This is a genomic window from Stenotrophomonas lacuserhaii, from assembly GCF_014836545.1.
GTDB lineage: Bacteria > Pseudomonadota > Gammaproteobacteria > Xanthomonadales > Xanthomonadaceae > Stenotrophomonas > Stenotrophomonas lacuserhaii.
On the sequence record NZ_JACSQS010000001.1, the window covers coordinates 1 to 24,412 of the forward strand.

The 24,412-nt window shown below is 65.4% G+C and carries 22 protein-coding genes and 1 pseudogene; 14 read left to right on the top strand and 9 right to left on the bottom strand.

Annotated elements, in window-relative coordinates:
• Positions 1–186: 186 nt before the first annotated feature.
• The 3 genes from H9654_RS00005 to H9654_RS00015 all read right to left on the bottom strand — a co-directional run bounded on the left by H9654_RS00005 (position 187) and on the right by H9654_RS00015 (position 4,561).
• A complete protein-coding gene (locus H9654_RS00005; protein ID WP_191768016.1) occupies positions 187–1,395 on the bottom strand; it encodes an acetyl-CoA C-acyltransferase in 1,209 nt (402 codons plus the stop codon).
• 86 nt (positions 1,396–1,481) lie between these two features.
• Entirely contained in the window at positions 1,482–3,854 is a 2,373-nt protein-coding gene (locus H9654_RS00010) for a 3-hydroxyacyl-CoA dehydrogenase/enoyl-CoA hydratase family protein (protein ID WP_191768017.1), read from the bottom strand.
• Between the two features lie 26 nt (positions 3,855–3,880).
• The gene (locus H9654_RS00015) at positions 3,881–4,561 is read right to left on the bottom strand and encodes a TetR/AcrR family transcriptional regulator (RefSeq protein ID WP_101099043.1); all 681 of its coding nucleotides are present in this window, start codon (positions 4,559–4,561) and stop codon (positions 3,881–3,883) included.
• A 249-nt stretch (positions 4,562–4,810) separates the two neighbouring features.
• Between H9654_RS00015 and ndk the strand changes: the two genes are divergently transcribed.
• The 13 genes and pseudogenes from ndk to H9654_RS00080 all read left to right on the top strand — a co-directional run.
• Positions 4,811–5,236 (top strand): nucleoside-diphosphate kinase, encoded by a 426-nt coding sequence (ndk, locus tag H9654_RS00020; RefSeq protein ID WP_042615376.1) that lies wholly within the window; start codon positions 4,811–4,813, stop codon positions 5,234–5,236.
• A 9-nt stretch (positions 5,237–5,245) separates the two neighbouring features.
• Complete coding sequence (gene rlmN, locus H9654_RS00025; protein WP_042615375.1) at positions 5,246–6,463, top strand: dual-specificity RNA methyltransferase RlmN; 1,218 nt, start codon at positions 5,246–5,248, stop codon at positions 6,461–6,463.
• Complete coding sequence (locus H9654_RS00030; RefSeq protein WP_191768837.1) at positions 6,450–7,259, top strand: tetratricopeptide repeat protein; 810 nt, start codon at positions 6,450–6,452, stop codon at positions 7,257–7,259. Before rlmN ends, H9654_RS00030 begins: the two co-directional genes overlap by 14 nt.
• Positions 7,260–7,265: 6 nt before the next feature.
• Entirely contained in the window at positions 7,266–8,141 is an 876-nt protein-coding gene (locus H9654_RS00035) for a RodZ domain-containing protein (protein ID WP_191768019.1), read from the top strand.
• 80 nt (positions 8,142–8,221) lie between these two features.
• Positions 8,222–8,860 carry a YfgM family protein gene (locus H9654_RS00040; protein ID WP_191768021.1) on the top strand — a complete coding sequence of 213 codons (639 nt, stop codon included), beginning with the start codon at positions 8,222–8,224 and terminating at the stop codon, positions 8,858–8,860.
• Positions 8,860–10,065, top strand: a complete 1,206-nt coding sequence (gene bamB, locus H9654_RS00045) for an outer membrane protein assembly factor BamB (protein WP_191768023.1) — start codon at positions 8,860–8,862, stop codon at positions 10,063–10,065. The genes H9654_RS00040 and bamB overlap by 1 nt, the downstream gene beginning before the upstream one ends.
• Before the next feature lie 16 nt (positions 10,066–10,081).
• Positions 10,082–11,479 (top strand): ribosome biogenesis GTPase Der, encoded by a 1,398-nt coding sequence (gene der, locus H9654_RS00050; protein ID WP_101099048.1) that lies wholly within the window; start codon positions 10,082–10,084, stop codon positions 11,477–11,479.
• Between the two features lie 76 nt (positions 11,480–11,555).
• Complete coding sequence (moeB, locus tag H9654_RS00055; protein WP_191768025.1) at positions 11,556–12,692, top strand: molybdopterin-synthase adenylyltransferase MoeB; 1,137 nt, start codon at positions 11,556–11,558, stop codon at positions 12,690–12,692.
• A gap of 258 nt (positions 12,693–12,950) precedes the next feature.
• Positions 12,951–14,816 carry a monovalent cation:proton antiporter-2 (CPA2) family protein gene (locus tag H9654_RS00060; RefSeq protein WP_191768027.1) on the top strand — a complete coding sequence of 622 codons (1,866 nt, stop codon included), beginning with the start codon at positions 12,951–12,953 and terminating at the stop codon, positions 14,814–14,816.
• A 64-nt stretch (positions 14,817–14,880) separates the two neighbouring features.
• On the top strand, positions 14,881–15,762 hold the full coding sequence (gene folD / locus H9654_RS00065) for a bifunctional methylenetetrahydrofolate dehydrogenase/methenyltetrahydrofolate cyclohydrolase FolD (RefSeq protein ID WP_101099050.1): 882 nt from the start codon (positions 14,881–14,883) through the stop codon (positions 15,760–15,762).
• 166 nt (positions 15,763–15,928) lie between these two features.
• Positions 15,929–17,383, top strand: a complete 1,455-nt coding sequence (guaB, locus tag H9654_RS00070; protein ID WP_101099189.1) for an IMP dehydrogenase — start codon at positions 15,929–15,931, stop codon at positions 17,381–17,383.
• A gap of 109 nt (positions 17,384–17,492) precedes the next feature.
• Positions 17,493–19,058 carry a glutamine-hydrolyzing GMP synthase gene (gene guaA / locus H9654_RS00075; RefSeq protein ID WP_042612478.1) on the top strand — a complete coding sequence of 522 codons (1,566 nt, stop codon included), beginning with the start codon at positions 17,493–17,495 and terminating at the stop codon, positions 19,056–19,058.
• Between the two features lie 191 nt (positions 19,059–19,249).
• Positions 19,250–19,485 (top strand): annotated as a pseudogene (locus tag H9654_RS00080) (type IV toxin-antitoxin system AbiEi family antitoxin domain-containing protein); the annotation flags it as partial.
• Positions 19,486–19,608: 123 nt separating this feature from the next.
• Here H9654_RS00080 and H9654_RS00085 read toward each other — a convergent pair.
• Positions 19,609–19,947, bottom strand: coding sequence for a hypothetical protein (locus H9654_RS00085; protein ID WP_191768029.1), 339 nt, complete (start codon positions 19,945–19,947; stop codon positions 19,609–19,611).
• 221 nt (positions 19,948–20,168) lie between these two features.
• Here H9654_RS00085 and H9654_RS00090 point away from each other — a divergent pair, with 221 nt between their 5' ends.
• Positions 20,169–20,951 (top strand): 3-hydroxybutyrate dehydrogenase, encoded by a 783-nt coding sequence (locus H9654_RS00090; RefSeq protein ID WP_191768031.1) that lies wholly within the window; start codon positions 20,169–20,171, stop codon positions 20,949–20,951.
• A gap of 35 nt (positions 20,952–20,986) precedes the next feature.
• On the opposite strand, the gene H9654_RS00095 is transcribed toward H9654_RS00090, so the two are convergent.
• From H9654_RS00095 to H9654_RS00115, 5 genes are all read right to left on the bottom strand, one after another.
• The gene (locus H9654_RS00095; protein ID WP_191768033.1) at positions 20,987–21,445 is read right to left on the bottom strand and encodes an SRPBCC family protein; all 459 of its coding nucleotides are present in this window, start codon (positions 21,443–21,445) and stop codon (positions 20,987–20,989) included.
• A gap of 2 nt (positions 21,446–21,447) precedes the next feature.
• The gene (locus H9654_RS00100) at positions 21,448–21,762 is read right to left on the bottom strand and encodes an ArsR/SmtB family transcription factor (RefSeq protein WP_191768035.1); all 315 of its coding nucleotides are present in this window, start codon (positions 21,760–21,762) and stop codon (positions 21,448–21,450) included.
• Positions 21,763–21,771: 9 nt separating this feature from the next.
• Positions 21,772–22,227: an SRPBCC family protein gene (locus H9654_RS00105; RefSeq protein WP_191768037.1), complete on the bottom strand. Its 456-nt coding sequence runs from the start codon at positions 22,225–22,227 to the stop codon at positions 21,772–21,774.
• Positions 22,228–22,458: 231 nt separating this feature from the next.
• Positions 22,459–22,605 carry a hypothetical protein gene (locus tag H9654_RS00110; protein ID WP_191768039.1) on the bottom strand — a complete coding sequence of 49 codons (147 nt, stop codon included), beginning with the start codon at positions 22,603–22,605 and terminating at the stop codon, positions 22,459–22,461.
• 297 nt (positions 22,606–22,902) lie between these two features.
• Positions 22,903–24,345, bottom strand: a complete 1,443-nt coding sequence (locus H9654_RS00115) for a tyrosinase family protein (protein WP_191768041.1) — start codon at positions 24,343–24,345, stop codon at positions 22,903–22,905.
• Between the last annotated feature and the right edge of the window lie 67 nt (positions 24,346–24,412).

The following is a 24,412-nucleotide window of genomic DNA, read 5'->3' on the forward strand; positions in this document are numbered from 1 at the left end:
GGTTCGCGGGAACGCTCATCCGCATGGATGCGGATGGCGAGCCTCCATGGATGGATTCACGGCGATTCCCGCGAACCCACCCGGCCCCGCCAAACACACAGCCCCACAGCCTCTGCTGTTGCCGTTACCGTTGCTCGAAAACAAGCAGGGTGCCGGGGCGCAGCCCCGGCAACCACAACCAACCCCTTACAGCGATTCGAAGATGCCCGCCGCGCCCATGCCGGTGCCGATGCACATCGTCACCATGCCGTACTTCTGCTGGCGACGACGCAGGCCATGCAGCAGGGTCGCGGTACGGATCGCACCGGTCGCGCCCAGCGGGTGACCCAGCGCGATCGCCCCGCCCAGCGGGTTGACCTTGGACGGATCCAGGCCGCAATCGCGGATCACCGCCAGCGACTGCGCGGCGAAGGCTTCGTTGAGCTCGATCCAGTCCAGCTGGTCCTGGCTCAGGCCGGCCTGCTTCAGCGCCTTCGGAATCGCCGCGATCGGGCCGATGCCCATCACTTCCGGGCGCACACCGGCCACGGAGAAACTGACGAAACGCGCCAACGGGGTCAGGCCGTAATCCTTGATCGCCTGCTCCGAGGCCAGCAGTACCGCACCGGCGCCATCGCTCATCTGCGAGGAGTTTCCGGCCGTAACCGTGCCACCGAACTGGCCGTTGCGGAACACCGGGCGCAGCTTGGCCAGGCCTTCGGCGGACGAATCCAGGCGCGGGCCTTCATCGGTGTCCACCACCCTGTCGCGGGTGATGATGCGGCGGCCGTCAGCCAGGTCCGGCTGGCGGGTGCGCACGTCGTAGGGACTGATCTCGTCCTTGAACTCGCCGTTCTGGATCGCCGCGATCGCCTTCTGGTGCGAGGCGAGGGCAAAGGCATCCTGCTCCTCGCGCGACACCTTCCATTCCTCGGCGACCTTCTCGGCGGTGATGCCCATGCCATAGGCGATGGCGACGTGGTCGTTGTCGAACACGCTCGGTGCCATCGCGATCTTGTTGCCCATCATCGGCACCATCGACATCGACTCGGTGCCACCGGCCAGCATCAGGTCCGAATTGCCCAGGCGGATCTGGTCGGCGGCCATCGCCACCGCCTGCAGGCCGGAGGAGCAGAAGCGATTGACGGTCTGCGCAGCGATGGTGTCCGGCAGGCCGGCCAGCAGCACGCCGATGCGTGCCACGTTCATGCCCTGCTCGGCCTCGGGCATGGCGCAGCCGATGATCGCATCGTCGATGCGGTTGACGTCGATGCCCGGCGCCTGGGCGACCACGGACCGGAGTACATGGGCCAGCATGTCATCGGGGCGGGTATTGCGGAACACGCCCTTGGGCGCCTTGCCCACCGGAGTACGGGTGGCGGCGACGATGTAGGCGTCCTGGATTTGCTTGGTCATTGCAGTGATCTCTCGAATAGGTTTCGTAGCGTCGAGCTTGCTCGACGGCCACAGCGGGACGTGCCGACCGGGGTCGGCACCTACGATCAATTGCGCAGCGGCTTGCCGGTCTTCAGCATGTGCGCGATGCGGGCCTGGGTCTTCTCCTGCTGGGCCAGTTCGACGAAGTGCTTGCGCTCCAGGGTCAGCAGCCACTCTTCGTCCACCAGCGTCCCGCGATCCACTTCGCCACCGCACAGCACGGTGGCGATGCGCACGGCGATCTCGTAGTCGTACGGGCTGATGAAGCGGCCTTCCAGCATGTTGACCAGCATCATCTTGAAGGTGGCGATACCCACGTCGCCGGCGACCTGGATGCGGCGCGCCGGCATCGGCGGGCGATAGCCGCCTTCGGCCAGTGCGCGCACTTCGGCCTTGGCGATGTACAGCGCCTCGTGGCTGTTGAACACCACCTTGTCGGTGGCCCGCATCAGGCCCAGTTCCTTGGCGTTGACGGCCGAGTTGGACACCTTGGCCATCGCCACGGTTTCGAAGGTCTTCTTCAGTTCGGCGAACACATCACCGCCCGGACCGGCTGCCTGCGAAGCACGCACCGCCAGTTCCTTCAGGCCACCGCCGGCGGGCAGCAGGCCCACGCCGGCCTCGACCAGGCCGATGTAGCTTTCCAGCGACGCCACGCTCTTGGCGCTGTGCATCTGGAACTCGCAGCCACCACCCAGTGCCAGGCCGCGCACGGCGGTCACCACCGGCACCAGCGAATACTTGATCGCCTGGCTGGTGCGCTGGAAGTTGTGCACCATCTCTTCGAACTGCTCGACCTTGCCGGCCTGCAGCAGGCCGAGCGCGCCGGCCAGGTCGGCACCGGCGGAGAACGGTTCCTTCTGCTGCCAGATCACCAGGCCCTGGAAGTCCTGCTCGGCGCGTTTGATCGCTTCCTGCAGGCCATCGAGCACGTGGTCGGAAACGGTGTTCATCTTGGTCTTGAAGCTGACCACCGCGATGCCGTCGCCGTCGTGCCACATGCGCACGCCGTCGTTTTCGAACACGGTTTCGCCCGGGGCGAACGTCTCGCCCAGCAGCGGATCGGGGAAGCGCTGGCGCTGGTACACCGGCAACGCCGAGCGCGGCAGCTTGGCATTGCGCGACGGGCTGTAGCTGCCCTCGGCGGCGTGCACGCCATCGCGGCCGTCGAACACCCAGTCCGGCAGCGGCGCGCTGCTCATGCTCTTGCCCGCCACGATGTCATCGGCGATCCACTGCGCGACCTGCTTCCAGCCGGCGGCCTGCCAGGTTTCGAACGGGCCCAGCGACCAGCCGTAGCCCCAGCGGATGGCCAGGTCGACGTCGCGCGCGGTCTCGGCGATGTCGGCCAGGTGGTAGGCGCTGTAATGGAACAGGTCGCGGAAGGTCGCCCACAGGAACTGCGCCTGCGGGTGCTGGCTCTCGCGCAGCTTGGCGAACTTCTCGGCCGGGTTCCTGATCTTCAGGATCTCGACCACTTCCGGGGCGGCGCTGCGGTCGGCCGGGCGGTAGTCCTGCTTTTCCAGGTCCAGCACCACGATGTCCTTGCCGACCTTGCGGAAGATGCCGGCGCCGGCCTTCTGGCCCAATGCGCCCTTGGAAATCAGCGCGTCCAGCCACTTCGGCGACTTGAAGAACTCATGCCACGGATCATCCGGCAGGGTGTCGCCCATGGTCTTGATCACGTGCGCCATGGTGTCCAGCCCGACCACGTCGGAGGTGCGGTAGGTCGCCGATTTCGGGCGGCCGACCAGCGGGCCGGTCAGGCCGTCGACTTCGTCGAAGCCCAGGCCGAATTCCTGCGTGTGGTGGATCGTGGACAGGATCGAGAACACGCCGATGCGGTTGCCGATGAAGTTCGGGGTGTCCTTGGCGTACACCACGCCCTTGCCCAGGGTGGTGACCAGGAACGCTTCCAGCGCTTCCAGCACCGCCGCATCCGTGGTGGTGGCCGGGATCAGCTCAGCCAGGTGCATGTAGCGCGGCGGGTTGAAGAAATGCACGCCGCAGAAGCGGTGGCGCAGCTGCTCGGGCAGCACGTCGGCCAGCTTGTTGATGCCCAGCCCGGAGGTGTTGGAGGCCAGTACGGCGTGGTCGGCCACGAACGGGGCGATCTTCTTGTACAGGTCCTGCTTCCAGTCCATGCGTTCGGCGATGGCCTCGATGATCAAGTCGCAGTCGCGCAGCTGCTCAAGCCCCGTTTCGTAGTTGGCCGGGGTGATCGCTTCGGCGTAGGACTTGCTGGCCAGCGGGGCCGGGCTCAGCTTGGTCAGATTGGCGATCGCCTTGATCACCACGCCATCGGCGGGACCTTCCTTGGCGGGCAGGTCGAACAGCACGGTGTCGACACCGGCGTTGGTGAGGTGGGCGGCGATCTGGGCACCCATGACGCCGGCACCCAGCACGGCGGCGCGGCGGACTGGCAGGGAATTGGACATGTCGATAAGCCTTGGTTGGTCAGCAGTTACTGGGTGGAAAGGGAGGGGGCAGGGGTCGAAGGCGTGGGGCTGCCTTCGCTGCGTGCCGCGGCGCGGAAACCGGCCTCGGCGAAGTGGATGAGTTCCTGGGCGGCCTGTGCACGATGGGCTTCTTCGGTGACACCGGCGGGACGCTTGATCAGGCCGAAATCGGCCATGGCGTAGGTCAACGAGCCGGCCAGGAAGTCCAGCCGCCAGTACAGCTCCTCCTTGCTCAGGCCCGGCACGCAACCGGCGATGGCGCGGCCGAAATCGCGCAGCACATGCCCGTAGTGGTCGGAAAGGAAGCGGCGCAGGTTGTCGTTCTTTTCGGCGTAGGCGCGCGCGATCACCCGCACGAAGGCGCCACCACTCTGGCGGTCCTGGGCCATCGCCAGCGCCGGTTCGACGAAGGCGGCCAGCACCGGCCGCAGCTCGCCCGGGTGGTCACTGCGGGCCCTTTCCAGCTGGCCCATGCGCGCGGCGGTCATTTCGTCCATGCGCCGGCGGAACACCTCGTTGACCAGGTTTTCCTTGGAGCCGAAGTGGTAGTTGACCGCCGCGATGTTCACGTCCGCCTGGGTGGTTACCTGGCGCAGCGAGGTCCCGGCAAAGCCATGCAGCGCGAACAGCTCCTCGGCAGCGCCGAGAATGCGGTCCTTGGTGGAGAAGTGGGCGGGTTTGGCCATGGAGATGGGACAGGTTCAATCAAACGATTGTTTGATACTAGACCCGCCCACGGGCCAGTGCATTGTGCGCCGCAGCATGTTGATGCCGGCGTTCATCGATGTGTATTACATGAATGGCCGGGGCTACCGTGGCGGGGACCGAGGCGTTACAATCCGCGCACGTTTATCAGGCTAAGCCCGCGTTTTGACGCGGGTTTTTTTCATGTTACCCTCGGGCCTTGAGTGGCCCGGACTTTCGGAGATACCACCATGGCGCTGGAGCGCACCCTTTCGATCATCAAGCCGGACGCCGTTGCCAAGAACGTCATCGGTGAAATCTACGCCCGCTTCGAGAAGGCTGGCCTGAAGGTCGTCGCAGCCAAGTACAAGCAGCTGTCGCGCCGCGAAGCCGAAGGCTTCTACGCCGTGCACCGCGAGCGTCCGTTCTTCAACGCACTGGTCGAGTTCATGATCTCCGGCCCGGTGATGATCCAGGCCCTGGAAGGCGAGAACGCCGTGCTGGCCCACCGTGACCTGCTCGGTGCCACCAACCCGAAGGAAGCTGCGCCGGGCACCATCCGCGCCGATTTCGCTGAATCCATCGATGCCAACGCCGCCCACGGCTCGGACTCGGTCGAGAACGCCACCAACGAAATCGCTTATTTCTTTGCCGCTACCGAAGTGGTTTCCCGCTAAGAGGTCGACGTGAACGAGGTCGTACAGACACCCGCCATCCAGCCGCTGCCGAAGTCGGCACCCACGGCTGGCAAGCAGAACCTGCTCGACCTCGATCGCGCGGGCCTGGAGCGCTTTTTCGTCGAGAAACTGGGCGAACAGAAGTTCCGGGCCCACCAGGTGATGAAGTGGATCCACCATCACTACGTCACCGACTTCGATGAGATGACCGACCTCGGCAAGAACCTGCGCGCCAAGCTGCAGGAACATGCCGAGGTCCTGGTCCCGAACATCGTGTTCGAAAAACCGTCCGCCGACGGCACCCACAAGTGGCTGCTGGCGATGGGCACCGATGGCAAGAACGCCATCGAGGCGGTCTACATCCCGGACAAGAACCGCGGCACGCTGTGCGTGTCCTCGCAGGTCGGCTGCGCGCTGAACTGCACCTTCTGTTCGACCGCCACGCAGGGCTTCAATCGCAACCTGTCCACCGCCGAGATCATCGGCCAGGTGTGGGTCGCCGCGCGCCACCTGGGCAACATCCCGCACAAGCAGCGACGCCTCACCAACGTGGTGATGATGGGCATGGGCGAGCCGCTGATGAATTTCGACAACGTCGTGCGTGCCATGAGCGTGATGCGCGACGACCTGGGCTACGGCCTGGCCAACAAGCGGGTGACGCTGTCCACCTCCGGCCTGGTGCCGCAGATCGACCGCCTGTCCACCGAAAGCGACGTGTCGCTGGCCGTTTCGCTGCATGCGCCGACCGACGAGCTGCGTGAGACGCTGGTGCCGCTCAACAAGAAGTACCCGATCGCCGATCTGATGGCCTCCTGCGCGCGCTACCTGCGCGCCAACAAGCGCCGCGAATCGGTGACCTTCGAATACACCCTGATGAAGGGCATCAACGACCAGCCCGAGCACGCCCGTGCACTGGCCCGGTTGATGCGCCAGTTCGACAACGCGGTGCAGGCCAAGGGCTCGGGCAAGATCAACCTGATTCCGTTCAATCCGTTCCCGGGCACCCGCTACGAGCGCTCGGACGATGTGCAGATCCGCGCGTTCCAGACCATCCTGCTGGACAGCAACGTGCTGACCATGGTGCGTCGCACGCGTGGTGATGACATCGATGCGGCGTGTGGCCAGTTGAAGGGGCAGGTGATGGATCGCACCCGCCGCCAGGCCGAGTTCAACAAGACGCTCGACAAGGCCATCAAGGAAGGCGCCGGGCGTGATGCAGCGGCCTGACCGCGCGTGGATCCTGGCCCTCGCTGCGCTGTGTGCGTTGGCGCTGGCCGCCTGCAACAGCGGTTCCAAGGGCGTCAAACTGCCCAAGGCGCAGCTGGCGGTGGCGCCCACCTACGTGGCCCAGGATGACGGTCGTATCCGCAAGCTGCACCAGTACCAGAGCCAGCTGACTTTGGCCGGCTCGGACTTCGGCACCGGCAAGTTGGACTCTGCGGAGAAGCGCGCGCGTGCCGCGCTCAAGCTCATGCCCGATCGTCCCGACGCGCTGCTGCTGCTGGCGGCCATCGCCGACCGCCGTGGCGAGGGTCCGCGTGCCGGTGAGCTGCTGCAGCGCGCCGTGGCACAGGCCCCCGAGCGCGGCGACGTTTTGAACAACTACGCGGCCTGGATGTGTGATCACGGCAACGCCGAAGCGTCGCTCGGCATGTTCGAGCGCGCCATCGCAGCGCCCGGATATTCCAGTCCCGGCGTTGCCTTGTCCAATGCCGGTGCGTGCGCGCTCCGGGCCAAGCAGCCGGTGCCTGCCGAGCGCTACCTGCGCGCGGCGCTCGCACAGGACCCGCGCGATGCCCAGGCATTGGATGCCATGGCCCAGCTTTCCTTCGACAATGGCCGTTACATGGAAGCGCGCGCGTTCTCCGAGCGCCGGCTCGCGGCTGCACCGCCAACGCGTTCCGTGTTACAACTGGCGTCGCAAATAGAGACGCGACTGGGTGATCAGCGAGCTGCTGAGCGCTACCAGCAGCGGATTCGACAGGAATTTCCGCAGGACGCGGACCTCAATTCCAAGGGTTGAAGCACTGTGACTGACAACCAGACCGTGAACGCTTTAGAGACGGCCGCCGGCTGTGGCCAACGCCTGCGCCAGGCCCGTGAAGCGGCAGGACTGACGCTTGATGATGTGGCCCAGCGCCTGCACATGCCGGCGCAGGTGGTGCGTTCGCTGGAAGAAGAACAATGGCAGCGGCTCGGTGCGCCGGTATTCGTCCGCGGCCAGCTGCGCAGCTATGCGCGCCTGCTGGGCGTGGACGTAGGCGAGGTGCTGGAACAGGCGCAGGTCGGCCCGATCGTTCCGCCCACCCTGGTCAGCCACACCCACACCCCGCGTGCGCGCCGCATTGCCGAAAGCGTTGGCCGGCGTCTGCTGTACGTGGGCATCACCGCCGCGCTGGCGGTGCCGGTCTGGTTCGCCACCCGCAGCCATCTGGATGCCGATGGGCAGGGGCCGAGCACGGCCTCGCTGGATGTGATTCCGGCCACCGTCGCCGTGGCTCCGCCGCGCAACGACGATGCGGCCACCCCTGGCGTTGACACCCCGGCCGTCGCGCCGGCGCGTCCTGTCACGCAGCCGTACGTGGCCTCGCTGACGCCGGTGCCGCGGCCTGCGGCGCCCAGCGAGGCGGCCACGACCAAGGGCGCACTCGGCCTTCAGTTCAGCGGTGACAGTTGGGTGGAGATCACCGCGCCGGATGGCAGCACGGTGGAAAAGGCGTTGATCCAGGCCGGCCAGTCGCGCAGCTTCACCCCGGGCCAGGTCGGCCGGGTGGTGCTGGGCAATGCCGCGCAGGTGCAGGTTCAGCAGAACGGCGCCATCATCGACCTTGGCCCGTATCGGCGAGCCAACGTCGCACGCTTTACGGTATCCTCTGAGGGCTCCGTGGTCCCGGTTTCAAACTGAGGCCCGGACCGGAATCCACAACCCATTGAACAGTCCTCCCCGGCGAGCTTGTCTCCGGCTCGGGTAGGGCGAGAGTACGCATGGCGATCGACGACCTGCTCGACGAGCACGAACAAAGTGAACGCGTCCGCACCTGGCTGCGGAAGAATGGCCTGAGCATCGTCGGCGGCGTAGTGATCGCCGTGGGTGCCATCTGGGGCTGGGGCTACTGGCAGCAGGAGCAGGGCAACAAGCTGGCTTCGGCCAACGTCGAATACCAGAAGGTGCTCAAGGGCATCCAGGAAAACAAGCTCGACGACGCCGGCAAGGCGGTCAAGGCGCTCGATGCCGGTCCGTCCAACATCTATTCCGAACTGGCTGCCCTGCAGCTGGCCAAGGCGCAGGTGGAAGCGGGCAAGGACGAAGACGCGCTGGCGACCCTGCGCGCGGTGAAGGTGGAAGGCGACCTCAAGCAGGTCGTCGACCAGCGCATCGCGCGCCTGATGGTGGCCACCGGCAAGGGCAGCGAAGCGATCACCCTGCTGGGCAACGCCGCCGATCCCGGTTCGCTGGAAATCCACGGTGATGCCCTGATGGCCACCGGCAAGCGCGATGAAGCGCGTGGGCAGTATGAGAAAGCGCTGAAGACGCTGGACGTGGCAGCGCCGCAGCGGCGCCTGCTGGAAACCAAGTTGATGGACGCCGGCGGCACCGTCGCGGCGACTGAGGAGTCGGTGTAATGAGTCAGATGGTCATCCTCAAGCGGGTTGCCACGGTTGCCATGCTCGGCATGGCGCTGTCCGGTTGCAGCACGGTCAAGGGCTGGTTCGCCGGTAAGGACGCCGAAGCCAAGAAACTGCAGGAGCCGGTGGAGCTGGTGAAGTTCGACGCCACCGTCAAGGTCGACAAGCTGTGGACGGTCAACCTGGGCAAGGGCGAGGATCGCATCGGCGTGCGCCAGGGTCCGGCAGTCGCCGACGGCCGCGTGTATGCCGCTGCCATCACCGGCGGCGTGCATGCCATCGACCTGCAGACCGGCAAGAAGGTCTGGACCTATGAGCCGGCCAAGGAAAAGAAGAAGCCCAAGCTGCGCCTTTCCGGTGGTCCGGGCGTGGGCGAGGGCCTGGTGGTCATCGGCACGCTGGACGGCCAGGTGATCGCGCTGGATGCCGCTGATGGCACCGAAAAGTGGCGCGCCAAGGTGCCGGGCGAAGTGATCTCGGCCCCGGCCGTCGGCCAGGGCATGGTGTTCGTGCGCAGCAATGACGGCCGCATCACCTCCTTCGACGCCACCAACGGCACCCAGCGCTGGTTCAACCCGCGCGAACTGCCGATGCTGACCGTGCGCGGCAACGCGCCGGTGGTGCAGGGCCCGGGCGTGGTCTTCGTTGGCAACGACGACGGCACCCTGGCTGCGCTGGGCGCCGCTGATGGCCGCACTCTGTGGGACCAGGTGGTCGGCAACCCGGAAGGGCGTACCGAACTGGATCGCATGTCCGACGTGGACGGTGCGCCGGTGCTGGAAGGCAACACGCTGTACGCCAGCAGCTTCAAGAACCAGACCATCGCCATCGAAGGTCCGACCGGGCGTCCGTTGTGGACGCGCGACCACGGTGGAGCAGGCGGCGTCACGCTGTCCTCGTCCTACGTGATCGTCACCGACAACCAGGGCGGTGTGTTCGGCCTGGACAAGCAGAGCGGTGCGGCCAGCTGGTCGCAGACCGGCCTGGCCCGGCGCCAGCTGACCGGCCCGGCCCTGCAGGGCGATTACGTGGTCGTCAGCGATTTCGACGGCTACGTGCACTGGCTGCAACAGTCCGATGGCGCGATGGCCGCCCGGGCAAAGACCGGCGGGACCGTCAAGGCCCAACCGATAGTCGCCGACGGGGTCCTGCTGGTGCAGAACATCGAAGGCAAGCTGACCGCTTTCCGGTTGGCCAATTAATTACGGAGTAAACGCGATGCTGCCCCTGGTCGCCCTGGTCGGACGGCCGAATGTCGGCAAGTCCACAATCTTCAATGCGCTCACGCGCACCCGCGACGCGCTGGTCCATGACCAGCCCGGCGTGACCCGTGACCGCAACTACGGTGTCTGTCGCCTGGACGAGGACAATCACTTCCTGATCGTGGACACCGGCGGCATCGCCGAACAAGAAGAAGGCCTGGCCGGCGCCACCGCGCGCCAGGCCCGTGCCGCCGCCGAAGAAGCCGATCTGATCGTCTTCGTGGTCGATGCGCGCGATGGCACCTCTTCGCTGGACGACGACATCCTGGCCTGGCTGCGCAAGCAGCAGCAGCCGAAGGTGCTGCTGATCAACAAGATCGACGGTACCGACGAGCACACCGTGCGTGCGGAGTTCTCGCGCTACGGCTTCAGCGAAATGCTGACCGTCTCGGCGGCGCATCGCCAGGGTCTGGACGATCTGCTGGAGGAAATCGTCGAGCGCCTGCCGGAAGAGGGCAGCGCCGAAGAGATGGACAACGATCCGAACCGCGTGCGCATCGCCTTCGTCGGCCGCCCCAACGTGGGCAAGTCGACGCTGGTCAACCGCATCCTCGGTGAGGAACGGATGATCGCCTCGGAAGTGCCGGGCACCACCCGCGATTCGATCTCGGTGGACTTGGAACGCGAGGGCCGCGACTACCGTCTGATCGACACCGCCGGCCTGCGCCGTCGTGGCCGCGTGGACGAAGCCGTGGAGAAATTCTCGGTCGTCAAGACCATGCAGGCCATCGAACAGTGCCAGGTCGCGGTGCTGATGCTGGACGCGCATGAAGGCGTGACCGACCAGGACGCTACCGTGCTCGGCGCGGTACTGGATGCCGGGCGTGCATTGGTCATTGCGATCAACAAGTGGGACGGACTGACCGACTACCAGCGTGAGCAGGCAGAGACCCAGTTGTCGCTGCGGCTGGGCTTCGTGCCGTGGGCCGAATCGGTGCGCATCTCGGCGATGCACGGCTCCGGGCTGCGTGAGCTGTTCAACGCGATCCACCGCGCGCACGATTCGGCGAATCACCAGTTCAGCACCAGCGAAGTGAACCAGGCGCTGGAAATGGCCTACACCGCCAATCCGCCGCCGACCATCCGTGGGCATGTGTCCAAGCTGCGTTACGTGCATCCGGGTGGCGCCAACCCGCCGACCTTCATCGTGCACGGCACGCGCCTGAAGGAGCTGTCGGAGACCTACAAGCGCTACCTGGAAAACTTCTTCCGCAAGCGTTTCAAGCTGGTCGGCACGCCGGTGCAGTTCATCTTCCGCGAGGGGACCAACCCGTACGAAGGCAAGAAGAACCCGCTGACCGAACGCCAGGTCAAGGCCAAGCGCCGCCTGATGAAGCACGTCAAGGGCCGCTGACCCGGTAGCGCCGGCCCATGGTCGGCGAGCGCTGCGGCAGTGTGCCGACCCGATGTGCATGGCCGATAATGCGGCCATGCGCATCCTCGAAATCTCCCCCGAGCTCGCCCTGCAGCGCCTTTCCGAAGGCGCCGTGCTGATCGACGTACGCCAGCCGCTCGAGCGCGCCGGCGGCATGGCCGAAGGCGCACGCGGCATCACCCTGGCTGACCTGCAGGCCGACCCGGCCGCGCACCTGCCACAGCAGCATCAAGACATCCTGCTGATCTGCCAGACCGGCAAACGCTCAGCCGATGCTGCGCTGTTCCTGCACGCGGCGGGTTATGCGAACGTCGCTTGGGTAGCCGGCGGCACCGTGGCCTGGCGTGCGCAGCAACTGCCGCTGGTGCAGCCGCCCGGCACCGCCGAAGACCGTGATTTCCATGACCGCTATTCGCGCCACCTGCTGCTGCCTCAGGTCGGTGAGGCCGGCCAGCGCCTGCTGCAGCGTTCGCGCGTGCTGGTGTTGGGCGCGGGCGGGCTGGGCTCGCCGGCCGGCTTCTACCTGGCCGCCGCCGGAGTAGGGCAGCTGCGCTTCGTCGACGACGACCGCGTGGAGCGCAGCAACCTGCACCGGCAGATCGTGCATACCGAAGCCGGCGTCGGCCAGTTCAAGGTCGACTCGGCGCGCGAGCGCCTGCTGGCGCTGAATCCCTCCATCACCATCGAAGCCATCGCCGAGCGCGCCACCTCGGCCAACATCGACGCGCTGATGGAAGGCGTGGACGTGGTGCTGGATGGTTCGGACAACTTCCCGCTGCGCTACCTGCTCAATGATGCGTGCATCAAGCACGCCACGCCGCTGGTGTACGCGGCCATCGAGCGCTTCGACGGCCAGGTGAGCGTGTTCGATGCCGGCCGCCAGCGCGGCGTGGCGCCGTGCTACCGCTGCCTGTTTCCCCAGCCTCCACCGCCGGAGTTCGCCCCCAACTGCGCCGAAGCCGGCGTCCTGGGCGTTCTGCCGGGCCTGGCCGGCGTGCTGCAGGCCACCGAGGTGCTGAAGCTGCTGCTGGGCATCGGCGAGCCGCTGACCGGACGGCTGCTGCGCTTCGATGCACTGGAAATGCGCTTCCGCGAAACCCGGCTGTCGCCGGATCCACACTGCGCGGTCTGCGTTCCCGGCCAGGACTTCCCCGGCTACATCGATTACGCCGCGTTCTGCTCGGGCCGCTGATCTGCCCGCTGCGCTCGCCGAGCGTGGCTCGGCGCTGCAGCGGTGCGATCAACGCGCAGTGCCGTGCCATCGGTAGCGCCGACCCATGGTCGGCGAGCGCAGCGGCAGCCGTACGTTCGCAGTGCAGGATAGAACGACATGGCGATGAATTGATCGCCCGTTTCATCCGCGGAACAATGAACCGCAACCCACGTGCTATTGATTGCCGCCTGCATGCCCTATCGTTGACGCACTTCAACGCATCACAGGAATGGCCGCATGGCGGTGGAAGCAGCTGCAAGCAGTGAACTGGTCAAGGTCGTCGCCCTGTTGGGCGCGGCGGTGGTGATGGTGCCGTTGTTCCGGCGTTTCGGCCTCGGGTCGGTGCTGGGGTACTTCACTGCCGGCCTGGCGATCGGGCCGTTCGGGCTGGGCTGGTTCTCAGATCCGCAGGCGATCCTGCACACCGCCGAACTCGGCGTGGTGATGTTTCTTTTCGTGATCGGCCTGGAGATGCGGCCCTCGCACCTGTGGAGCCTGCGCAAGGAAATCTTCGGCCTCGGCACCGCACAGATCGCCACATGCGCGATCGTGCTGACCCTGGTGGCCAAGCTGTTCGGGCTGCCTTGGCAGGTCGCCTTCATCGGCGCTACCGGCTTCGTGCTGACCTCCACCGCGGTGGTGATGCAGCTGCTGGCCGAGCGCGGTGACATCGCCCTGCCGCCCGGCCAGAAGATCGTCTCCATCCTGCTGTTCGAAGACCTGCTGATCGTGCCACTGCTGGCGCTGGTGGCCTTCATGGGCCCCTCGGCCGGCAGTGCCGATGGCGAAGGGTCGCGTTGGCTCTCGGTGGCCATCGGCGCCGGTGCGGTGGTCGGCCTGGTGCTGGTCGGGCGCTTCCTGCTCAATCCGTTGTTCCGCATCCTCGCCGCCGCCAAGGCGCGTGAAGTGATGACCGCTGCTGCGCTGCTGGTGGTGCTCGGTGCGGCGTTGCTGATGCAGCTTTCCGGGTTGTCGATGGCGATGGGCGCCTTCCTGGCCGGCGTGCTGCTCAGCGAATCCACGTTCCGGCACCAGATCGAAGCGGACATCGAGCCGTTCCGCGGCATCCTGCTGGGGCTGTTCTTCCTCAGCGTGGGCATGGCGCTGGACCTGGGCGTGGTGGCGCGCAACTGGCCGCTGATCGTCGGGCTGGTGCTGGCGCTGATGGCGGCCAAGGCCCTGTGCATCTATGCAGTGGCGCGCGTGATGGGCAGCAGCCATGCGCAGGCACTGGACCGTGGCGTGGTGATGGCGCAGGGCGGCGAGTTCGCCTTCGTGCTGTTCGCCGCGGCCGCCAGTGCCGGTGTCATCGACGTGGACATCAATGCCAACTTCACCGCCGTGGTGGTGCTTTCGATGGCGCTGACGCCGCTGGTGGTGCTGGCGCACAAGCGCTTTGCCGCGCCTGCGGTGGTCAGCATGGAAGGCGTCGAGACCGCCGAAGGCCTGTCCGGCAGCGTGCTGCTGATCGGCTTCGGTCGCTTCGGCCAGGTCGCCAGCCAGTCACTGCTGGCGCGCGACGTGGACGTGACCATCATCGACAACGACGTGGAGATGATCCACAGCGCCGAGCGCTTCGGCTTCAAGATCTATTACGGCGATGGCACCCGGCTGGACGTGCTGCATGCCTCCGGTGCGGCCAGCGCCCGGGCGATCGCGGTGTGCGTCAACGATGCCGCCGAAGCCGACCGCATCGTCGAACTGGTCTCGCATGAGTTCCCGCAGGCCAAGCTGCTGGTGCGCTCGTTCGACCGCGAACATTCGCTGCGGCTGATCCACGCCGGCGTCGATTTCCAGATCCGCGAAACCTTCGAATCGGCAGTGATGTTCGGCCAGGCCGCGCTGATGGAGCTCGGCGCGGACGAAGACGACGCGCGCGATATCGCCGAGCAGATCCGCGAGCGCGACGCCGAGCGCCTGCAGCTGGAAATGGCCGGTGGCGACCTCCGCGCCGGTGCCCACATGGCCTTCGGCAGCTCGCTGCCGGGCGTGCCCACGCCGACCCCGTTCACCGTGCCCAAGCGCCAGTCGCGCACGCTGAATGCCGATCAGGTGCCGCATGAAGAGGGGTCAGACCCCTTTTCCGGAGGCAAAGGGCTCTGACCCCGCACCCCGCCGGGCCTGAATCAGGGACAATAGCCATCCCCGCCGCTCCACGCCTGCTTCGATGACCCTGCCAACCGACGCCTCCCATTCCGCCCGCATCCTCGACGGCCGCCGCATCTCCGAAGCGCTGCTGGACAGCCTGAAGGTGCGCGTAGACGCCCGTGTCGCCGCCGGTGGCAGCCGTCCCGGGCTGGCCGTGGTGCTGGTGGGCGGCGACCCGGCGTCCACCGTGTACGTGCGCAACAAGCGCCGTGCGGCGGAGAAGGTCGGTATCGAGGCGCATGATTTCGATCTCCCCGCAGGCACCAGCGAAGCCGAGCTGCTGGCGCTGATCGATAAGTTGAATGCGGACCCGAAGATCCACGGCATCCTGATCCAGCTGCCATTGCCCGGCATTCCCGACGCGCGCCGGCTGATCCAGCGCATCGATCCGCGCAAGGACGTGGACGGTTTCCACCCGGAAAACGTGGGCCATCTTGCGCTGCGCGAGTTCGGCCTGCGCCCATGCACCCCGCGTGGCATCACCACGCTGCTGGGCCATACCGACCAGCCCGTGCGTGGCCGCAATGCCACCATCGTCGGCGTCAGCAATCATGTCGGCCGGCCGATGGGGCTGGAGCTGCTGATTGCCGGCTGCACCGTGACCAGCTGCCACAAGTTCACCCCCAAGGACGTGCTGGAACAGGCCGTGCGCAACGCCGACATCCTGGTGGTGGCGGTCGGCCGCCCGGGCATCGTGCCGGGTGAATGGGTCAAGCCCGGTGCGGTGGTGATCGATGTGGGCATCAACCGCCTGGACGACGGCCGGCTGGTCGGCGACGTCGGCTTCGAAGCGGCCGCAGAGCGCGCCAGCTGGATCACCCCGGTCCCCGGCGGCGTCGGCCCGATGACCGTGGCCACCTTGATGCAGAACACCCTGGAAGCCGCAGAAGCCTTCGTCTGAGGCAGCCCGGTGGGTGACGGAAGGGTAGCGCCGACCCATGGTCGGTGAGCGCAGCGGCGCCTTTCGCCCTACACCCACCGGCGCGACACTGCGTCGCATCTACCCCCTGCCGCTCGGCCGACAAACAGGGTAAAATGACGCGCTTCCCCACATCTCGGGTATGCCGATGCTGCGCATCCAGGCTGAAGCTCTCACCTACGACGACGTCTCGCTCGTCCCCGCCCACTCGATCATCCTGCCCAAGGATGTCAGCCTGGAAACCCGGCTGACGCGCGACCTGCGGCTGAAGCTCCCGATCCTGTCCGCTGCGATGGATACCGTCACCGAAGCACGCCTGGCCATCGCCATGGCCCAGCTCGGCGGCATGGGCATCATCCACAAGAACCTGAGCGTGGAACAGCAGGCCGCCGAAGTGGCCAAGGTCAAGAAGTTCGAAGCCGGCGTCATCCGCGATCCGATCACCGTCGGGCCGGAAACCACCATCCGCGACGTGCTGGCGCTGACCCAGGCGCGCAACATCTCCGGCGTGCCGGTGGTGGACGGCGGCCAGCTGGTGGGCATCGTGACCCACCGCGACATGCGTTTTGAAACCGAGCTGGACGATCCGGTCCGCCACATCATGACCAAGAAGGATCGCCTGATCACGGTCAAGGAAGGCGCCGCATCCGAAGAAGTGCAGCTGCTGCTGCATCGCAACCGCATCGAAAAGATCCTGGTGGTCAACGATGATTTCGCCCTGCGTGGCCTGATCACCGTCAAGGACATCCAGAAGAACACCGATTACCCGAACGCTGCCAAGGACTCCGCCACGCGCCTGCTGGTGGGTGCCGCGGTCGGCGTGGGCGGCGATACCGATCGCCGCGTCGAAGCGCTGGTTGCTGCCGGCGTGGACGTGCTGGTGGTGGACACCGCGCACGGCCATTCGCAGGGCGTGCTGGACCGCGTGCGCTGGGTCAAGAAGCACTTCCCGCAGGTGCAGGTGGTCGGTGGCAACATCTGCACCGGCGAAGCCGCACTGGCGCTGCTGGATTGCGGCGCGGACGCGGTGAAGGTCGGCATTGGTCCCGGTTCGATCTGCACCACGCGCGTGGTCGCCGGTGTCGGCGTGCCGCAGATCACCGCCATCGATCTGGTCGCCGAGGCGCTGCAGGATCGCATCCCGCTGATCGCCGACGGCGGCATCCGCTACTCCGGTGACATCGGCAAGGCGCTGGCCGCCGGTGCCTCCACCATCATGATCGGTGGCCTGCTGGCCGGTACCGAGGAATCGCCCGGCGAAACCGAGCTGTTCCAGGGCCGTTCGTACAAGAGCTACCGCGGCATGGGCTCGCTGGCGGCGATGGAAAAGGGGTCCAAGGACCGCTACTTCCAGGACGCTTCCAGTGCCGACAAGCTGGTGCCCGAAGGCATCGAAGGCCGCGTGCCGTATCGCGGCCCGGTCGGCGGCATCATCCACCAGCTGATGGGCGGCCTGCGCGCCACCATGGGCTACGTGGGCTGCGGCACGGTTGAAGACATGCGCAGCAAGCCGAAGTTCGTGAAGATCAGCGGCGCCGGCCAACGTGAGAGCCACGTCCACGACGTGCAGATCACCAAGGAACCGCCGAACTACCGCGCCTGAGGCCGGACGCAGCAAGAGGAACGAGGAAGCAGATTCCCGTTCCTCTTTCCATATCCGCCGCTGGTTGCGCTTTCGTACTCCGTTATTCCTCCTGCATCGCCCGGGCACCATGACCAACATCCATACCGACAAGATCCTCATCCTCGATTTCGGCGCGCAGTACACCCAGCTGATCGCCCGCCGCATCCGCGAGCTCGGTGTCTACTGCGAGATCTGGGCGTGGGACCACAACCCGGCCGACATCGCCGGCTTCGGGGCCAAGGGCATCATCCTGTCCGGTGGCCCGGAATCGACCACCCTGCCGGGGGCGCCCGCCGCGCCGCAGGAAGTGTTCGACAGCGGCCTGCCGGTGTTCGGCATCTGCTACGGCATGCAGACCCTGGCCGCGCAGCTGGGCGGTGAAACCGAAGCGGCCGACCAGCGCGAATTCGGCCACGCCGAAGTCAACATCGTGGCCCCGGATTCGCTGTTCGCCGGGCTGAGCGACCACCCGGGCGAGGCCCGTTTGAACGTGTGGATGAGCCACGGCGACCATGTGTCCAAGGCACCGCCGGGCTTCACCATCACCGCCACCACCGACCGCATTCCGGTGGCTGCGATGGCCAACGAAGAAAAGCGCTGGTACGGCGTGCAGTTCCACCCGGAAGTGACCCACACCCTGCAGGGCCAGGCGCTGCTGCGCCGCTTCGTGGTGGACGTGTGCGGCTGCGAAACCCTGTGGACCGCGGCCAACATCATCGAAGACCAGATCGCCCGCGTGCGCGAACAGGTCGGCGATGACGAAGTGATCCTGGGCCTGTCCGGCGGCGTCGATTCGTCGGTCGTGGCCGCGCTGCTGCACAAGGCGATCGGTGACAAGCTGACCTGCGTGTTCGTCGACACCGGCCTGCTGCGCTGGCAGGAAGGCGACCAGGTGATGGCGATGTTCGCCGAGCACATGGGTGTCAAGGTGATCCGCGTGAACGCCGCCGACCGTTACTTCGCCAAGCTGGAAGGTGTGAGCGATCCGGAAGCCAAGCGCAAGATCATCGGCAACCTGTTCGTGGACATCTTCGACGAAGAATCCAACAAGCTGAAGAATGCGAAGTGGCTGGCACAGGGCACCATCTACCCGGACGTGATCGAGTCTGCCGGCAGCAAGACCGGCAAGGCGCACGTGATCAAGAGCCACCACAACGTGGGCGGCCTGCCGGAGCACATGAAGCTGGGCTTGGTGGAGCCGCTGCGCGAGCTGTTCAAGGACGAAGTGCGTCGCCTGGGTGTTGAACTCGGCCTGCCGCGCAGCATGGTCTACCGCCATCCGTTCCCGGGCCCCGGCCTGGGCGTGCGTATCCTGGGTGAAGTGAAGCGTGAGTACGCCGAGCTGCTGGCCAAGGCCGATGCGATCTTCATTGAAGAACTGCGTAAGGCAGACCTGTACGACAAGACCAGCCAGGCGTTCGCCGTGTTCCTGCCGGTGAAGTCAGTCGGCGTGGTGGGTGATGCGCGGGCTTATGAGTGGGTGATTGCGCTGCGTGCGGTGGAGACGATCGACTTCATGACGGCGCACTGGTCGCACCTGCCGTATGAGTTCCTGGGTACGGTGAGCAACCGGATCATCAATGAGTTGCGCGGGGTTTCAAGGGTTGTCTATGACATCTCGGGGAAGCCGCCGGCTACTATTGAGTGGGAATGAGTTGAAACAACGAGGGCGCCGAGAGGCGCCCTTGTTGTTTATGGTTGGCCAGTGCTGAGTAAAGCTGGTTACTTTCAGGACGATCACGTTCGGGCAATACCGCCGGATTTCGTGAAAAACATGGATCGGGGCGCGGATCGATGTGCCGAAGCGGCTGCCGGAGAACATGATGGTCTCGGTGGTCAGCGCGGCTTTCTGATGCGAGGGGCCTTGCTTGGCATTCAGCGGCGTCTGGGACCGATGCGCTGGTTTGTTCTACGCCCGAGCGGGCCATGCTGGAACTGTGCGACAGCGCATCGGATGCGGCAGGTGTCTACGAAGCCGATGCGCTGGTGCAGGCCATGACCACGCTGCGGCCTCAGCGCGTCGACCTTATGCTGCGACATTGCCTATCAAGGCCAAGCGCCATCGGCATGCGTGGCTGGCCTGCTAGAACGACCGCCTGGTGTGCTCCTGAGAGATTGTCTCGTTAATGCCGCTTTTGGGAACCAGCTTCTCTCTCAGAGCAGCCGAGCATGAGTTTCATGATCCAAGTGGCTGTCCGGACCGATCATTCTTCAGCCGCCTCAAAGAACGCGTGAATCGATTCATCTCCCAACCAATGGCGCTTGAAGGAGGCACTGAACATCAGCTTCTCCTTTTCCCGAGCTTGGGTAATGGCTTTCGGATCGCCTGACGCCTCAGCATCGGCAAGCTCAATACGCGCTTCGCGGATGAACCCTTCAAGCTTGTCTTCCAAAGCCCAGACTGCGGCCTCAAAGGGCGGGGTGGACTTGATTCTTCTGTCCATCACCGAATTTAGAGCCTTCTGCAGCTGTTCGATGTGATCCGGATAGTCTTTGAGCATTTCCCGGAGCTTCGCCGGAACGGGCGGGGAGGGCGGCGGCATGTCTTCCACCTTTTCGTCGGATCCATGCGGTTTTGAGAGTACATGCACACCGCTTGAGGGGTCCAATGCGATTTGCGACATAGGGTCAGTCACGTTGTTTGAGCCGCCTTGGCCCCGGAACCGGCTCAATGGGGTGAAGAGCCGTCGAAGGAGCACATCCACGCATGGCGTGGGATCGACTGAAGCTACACTCACCACCTACGCCAGACGGAAGCTCCCCCATGTTCACCGGAAAAGTCGCGGTGGTCACCGGCTCCACCAGCGGTATCGGTCTTGGCATCGCCACGGCGCTTGCGCAGCAAGGCGCGGACATCGTGCTGAATGGATTCGGCGATGCGCAGGAAATCGAAAGAATCCGTTCCACTCTGGAAGCCGAGTTCGGGGTGCGCGTAGCACATGATGGCGCCGACCTTTCCCGAGGCGAGTCAGTGCGGGAAATGATCGCCCATGCCGTTTCCAGAATGGGGCGCATTGACATCCTGGTGAACAATGCGGGCATCCAGCACACCGCGTCCATCGAGGAATTTCCCGTCGAAAAGTGGGATGCGATCCTCGCGCTGAATCTATCCGCAGTGTTCCATGCAACAGCGGCGGCCTTGCCCCACATGAAGCAGCAGGGATCTGGTCGCATCATCAACATCGCATCGGTGCACGGACTGGTGGCGTCGGTGAACAAGTCCGCTTATGTAGCGGCGAAGCATGGCGTAGTTGGATTCACCAAAGCCACGGCGCTGGAAACCGCTGGCACCGGCATCACCGCCAATGCCATCTGCCCGGGGTGGGTGCGGACGGCGTTGGTCGAACAACAGATCACCGCGTTGGCGCAGCGGAAGGAAACAGACCAGGAGTCCGCCGCGCGCGCGCTGCTGGCCGAGAAGCAGCCATCGCTGCAGTTCGTGACGCCGGAGCAGATCGGCGCAATGGTGGTCTTCCTGGCCTCGGATGCCGCAGCGCAGATGACCGGCACGGCGCTTCCGGTGGATGGCGGCTGGACAGCCCGCTAGCGGGTCGGCCGTGCCCGCCGCTGCACAGCGTCTGCTTAGCTGGGCTTGGCGAACACATCCAGCCCCTTGCCGGTTTCCAACAACGATTTCAGGCTCGACAACACGATCGGCCAGCCCTGGCGGATACCCGTATCCATGCCGGTGCCCGGTTGCAGCTCCTCATGCGTCACCGTCAGCTTGACCATGTCCTCATACGGCACGATCTCGAACGTCACCCGGCTGTAGGCCTTGGGATCATCTGCCTGCGAGGCGGCCGCCCAGGTGATCACCAGCCGCGAGGGCGGGGTACTTTCCACTACCTCGCCGACCAGTTCCACCTTGCGTTCTTCGTTGGCGCGCACATGCTGCCAGCGCGAACCGGGCGCCCAGTCCGATACGTTTTCATGCCCCCAGTAAGCGCGTGCGATCTCCGGCCGGGTGATGGCCTCGAACACTTTCTGCGGGGTGGTCGCGATGTAGATCACGTGGATGAAACGGGTGGATTCTGCGGTCATCGTCATTCTCCTTCCAGTTCCTGTTTGAGGTCATGCAGCAGGCTCAGGCGCTGCTGCTCGAACTTGCTTACCCAGCGCGTATAGACATCGTGCAGCGGCACCGGATTGATGAAGTGCAGTTTCTCGCGGCCGCGCCTGACCGTGCTGATCAGGTTGGCTTCTTCCAGCAGGCCCAGGTGCTGGGTCACCGATTGCCGGGCCATCTGCAGGTGCTCGCAGAGCTGCCCCAGCGTTTGCCCGTTGCGCTCGCACAGCAGGTCCAGCAGCGTCCTGCGTGTGGGGTCGGCCAGGGCCTTGAATACGCTGTCTACACCCATTGGCGATCTTCAGTTCCAGTTGTCGATCTTGACGTCGTGCGGGCTCGGCTGGCCGCGTCCGGTTTCCAGCAGGGCCTTCAGGCTCATCAGGAAGATGGCCCACTTGGTACTGCAGTGGTGCATGAACTCCACGCGTTCCTTCCAGCCTTCGTGGCTGAACAGCACGATGCAATAGTCGCCTTCCTGGTGCAGGGCGAAGCGCGCGGTGGTGCCGATCCATTCCGCGGGGCCGTCGATGAACTCCCACAGCACCCGGTCATTGGGCTGCAGCTCCAGCAGCCTCATCTGCATGGCGCCGATTTCCGTGCCATCGGTAGTGAAGCGGGCGGTGACCGTGCCGCCCACGTGGCGGTCGCCGGCGCTGCCTTCGGCCCACCAGGCTGCAATGCCTTCCGGCGTGGCAAGGGCCTGGTAGACCTGGGCCGAGGGGGCCCTGACGCCGATCCTGTGTGCGATATCCACCATGACAACGCCTCCGCGATGGGCGGCGGGCGCCGTCCGTGCGGACACAATAGGCAGGTAAATGCCTGCATGTCAAACGGGGCGGGATGGCCCAGCTTCGACCCGCAGCTGCAGCCCAAGCGCCCGTGTCACCTGGAACAAGGTGACCATGTAAAGCGGAAAGGCACCGTTCAACTGCCGCCGCAGTGTCGCCGGATCCACGCCGCACGCCTGTGCCACTTCGTCCATTCCATCCTATTCCGCGACAAGCAGCAGCGCGCGGGAAAGGCTGGCTTCATCGCACGCCTCCATCCCCAGCCGGTCATCGATAAACGCTGCAAGCCGGGCGGCGCGCGCCTGCGGGCCGTTCACCATCGGCCCTCCCAACTCTGCGCCGATCACTGCGTGGACTCCATTCCAGCCGTCACTGTCGATGAGAATAGTTGCGAAGTGGGGAAGGTCGGTCAGTGTGGATGGTCGGCGGCTGGGCGGAGGAGCGCTCGGTGGGTGACGACCATTGGTCGTCACGTTTTTGGGGGGGGCGGGGAAGCGTGACGACCAACGGTCGTCACCCACCAGAGTGCGTCGTCACCCACCAGAGTGCGTCGTCACCCACCAGAGTGCGTCGTCACCCACCATGGCAGGGGCTCCCTTGACGACCAGCGGTCGTCACTATCAGGCAGGTCGTCACGCTTGTGGCTACACCGCGCCTATGTCGATCATCTCGGGCACGAAGGCGAGGTCGGTGGCGGGGCTGCCGGCCCTCTGCATCGGCACCAGTTGCAGCGTCAGTGATCCAGGCCTTGGCAGCCCATTCTGTCCGAGTTTCTTCAATGCGCTGGTCAACTCCACCGAATAGCAATGCCCGTGACTGCCCATGCCCTGGTGGGCCTTGTTGCCGAAGAAGTTGATCGAGGTGACGTAGTGTGGGTCGGTGGTCGGCGTGCGCGGCCCGGCAGTTGGCAGGTTGATGAAGACGCGCACGGAGTGCAGGTTGCTGCCGAACTTGGTGCCTCGCAGGACGGCGAAGACGCGATTGCCGCTCGAGGCTGACGCCGACGGGACGCTGAGCGCAGTGCTCAACGGCGCGGATGGTGTCGCAGCGCCGATGTTCCCGGTACGTGCCCGGGGGATGACGGTGGTCGCGGCGGGATTGAACAGGGCCTTGAAGCGGGTTTCATCCGCATTGGCCTGCGCCTGGCTGCGCGTGGCGCGGGCAGCAACCCGGCTGTCATCGTACTTGTAGCCCAGGTCCGCAGGGCGCAGCAACTCATCAACCCGGACGCTATAGCGCTGGCCATCCAGGCGCAGGAAATGATTGGGAAACACCATGTCCAGCCAGAGCGGGTCGGTGGTGTTGACATGCCCCTGCAGGATCCAGTTTTCCCAGATCCGGTCTACGTTGGCATGGTGCAGGAAGAACAGCGGGTCACGCGCGGCGGCGGGGAAACCCATGTAGCCGTTCACCTCATCGTGGACGTAATTGTGCGGACCCGATTCCAGCTCTGAAATGGCACCGCGCCGGCCCAGCCATACAGGCGTTACGTTGTTCTGGACCCGTGGTGGCGTGACGCTTTCATCGAAAGGGCGGCCCCCGCCGAAGTTCTCCAGGATGGTGGCGTTGAGCACTCCGCGTACTTTTTCCAGTCCTGTTTCGGCGGCCGGCAGGTTGGGAACCGGCTTCCTTACCTGGCGCATATCGTCGCCAGCAAGGGGCGAGAAGAGGGGGTTGGGCTTGCCTTTGTAGAACGGGGCGGTAAATGCAGGCGGATACGCCCGCTGGTTCGACCAGTCCCAGTAGGGCATGGCGAACCGCGTGTATCCGGTCATCGCGATGACGGCTTTCTCGTACATGTCCAGATACGCCCGGTGCCAGGGCAGGAAGTACCAGTTGCCGTGCTGGCAGTGGTTGAAGCTGTATGAGCCGCCATGGACGTCGGCGAACTTGATCCAGCTGGTCGCATTGGACTGGTTGCGGCCGCGCATCTCGTCGACAAACCACCTGAGCGCAACAAGATCAGGATCGTCCAGGGACATGTTCGCGATATTGCGGCGCACCCTGAGGGTCTGTTGTGCCGAGGCACCTTTCGAGCCTGCCAGTCCGCTTGCCAGGGCCAGCGCAGAAGCGGTTCCCACCATCATCGATCTTCGGTTAAGCACGTCATCTCCTTGGAAGGGCCGCAATGGCCCCTGCAAGGTCGATTCAAGG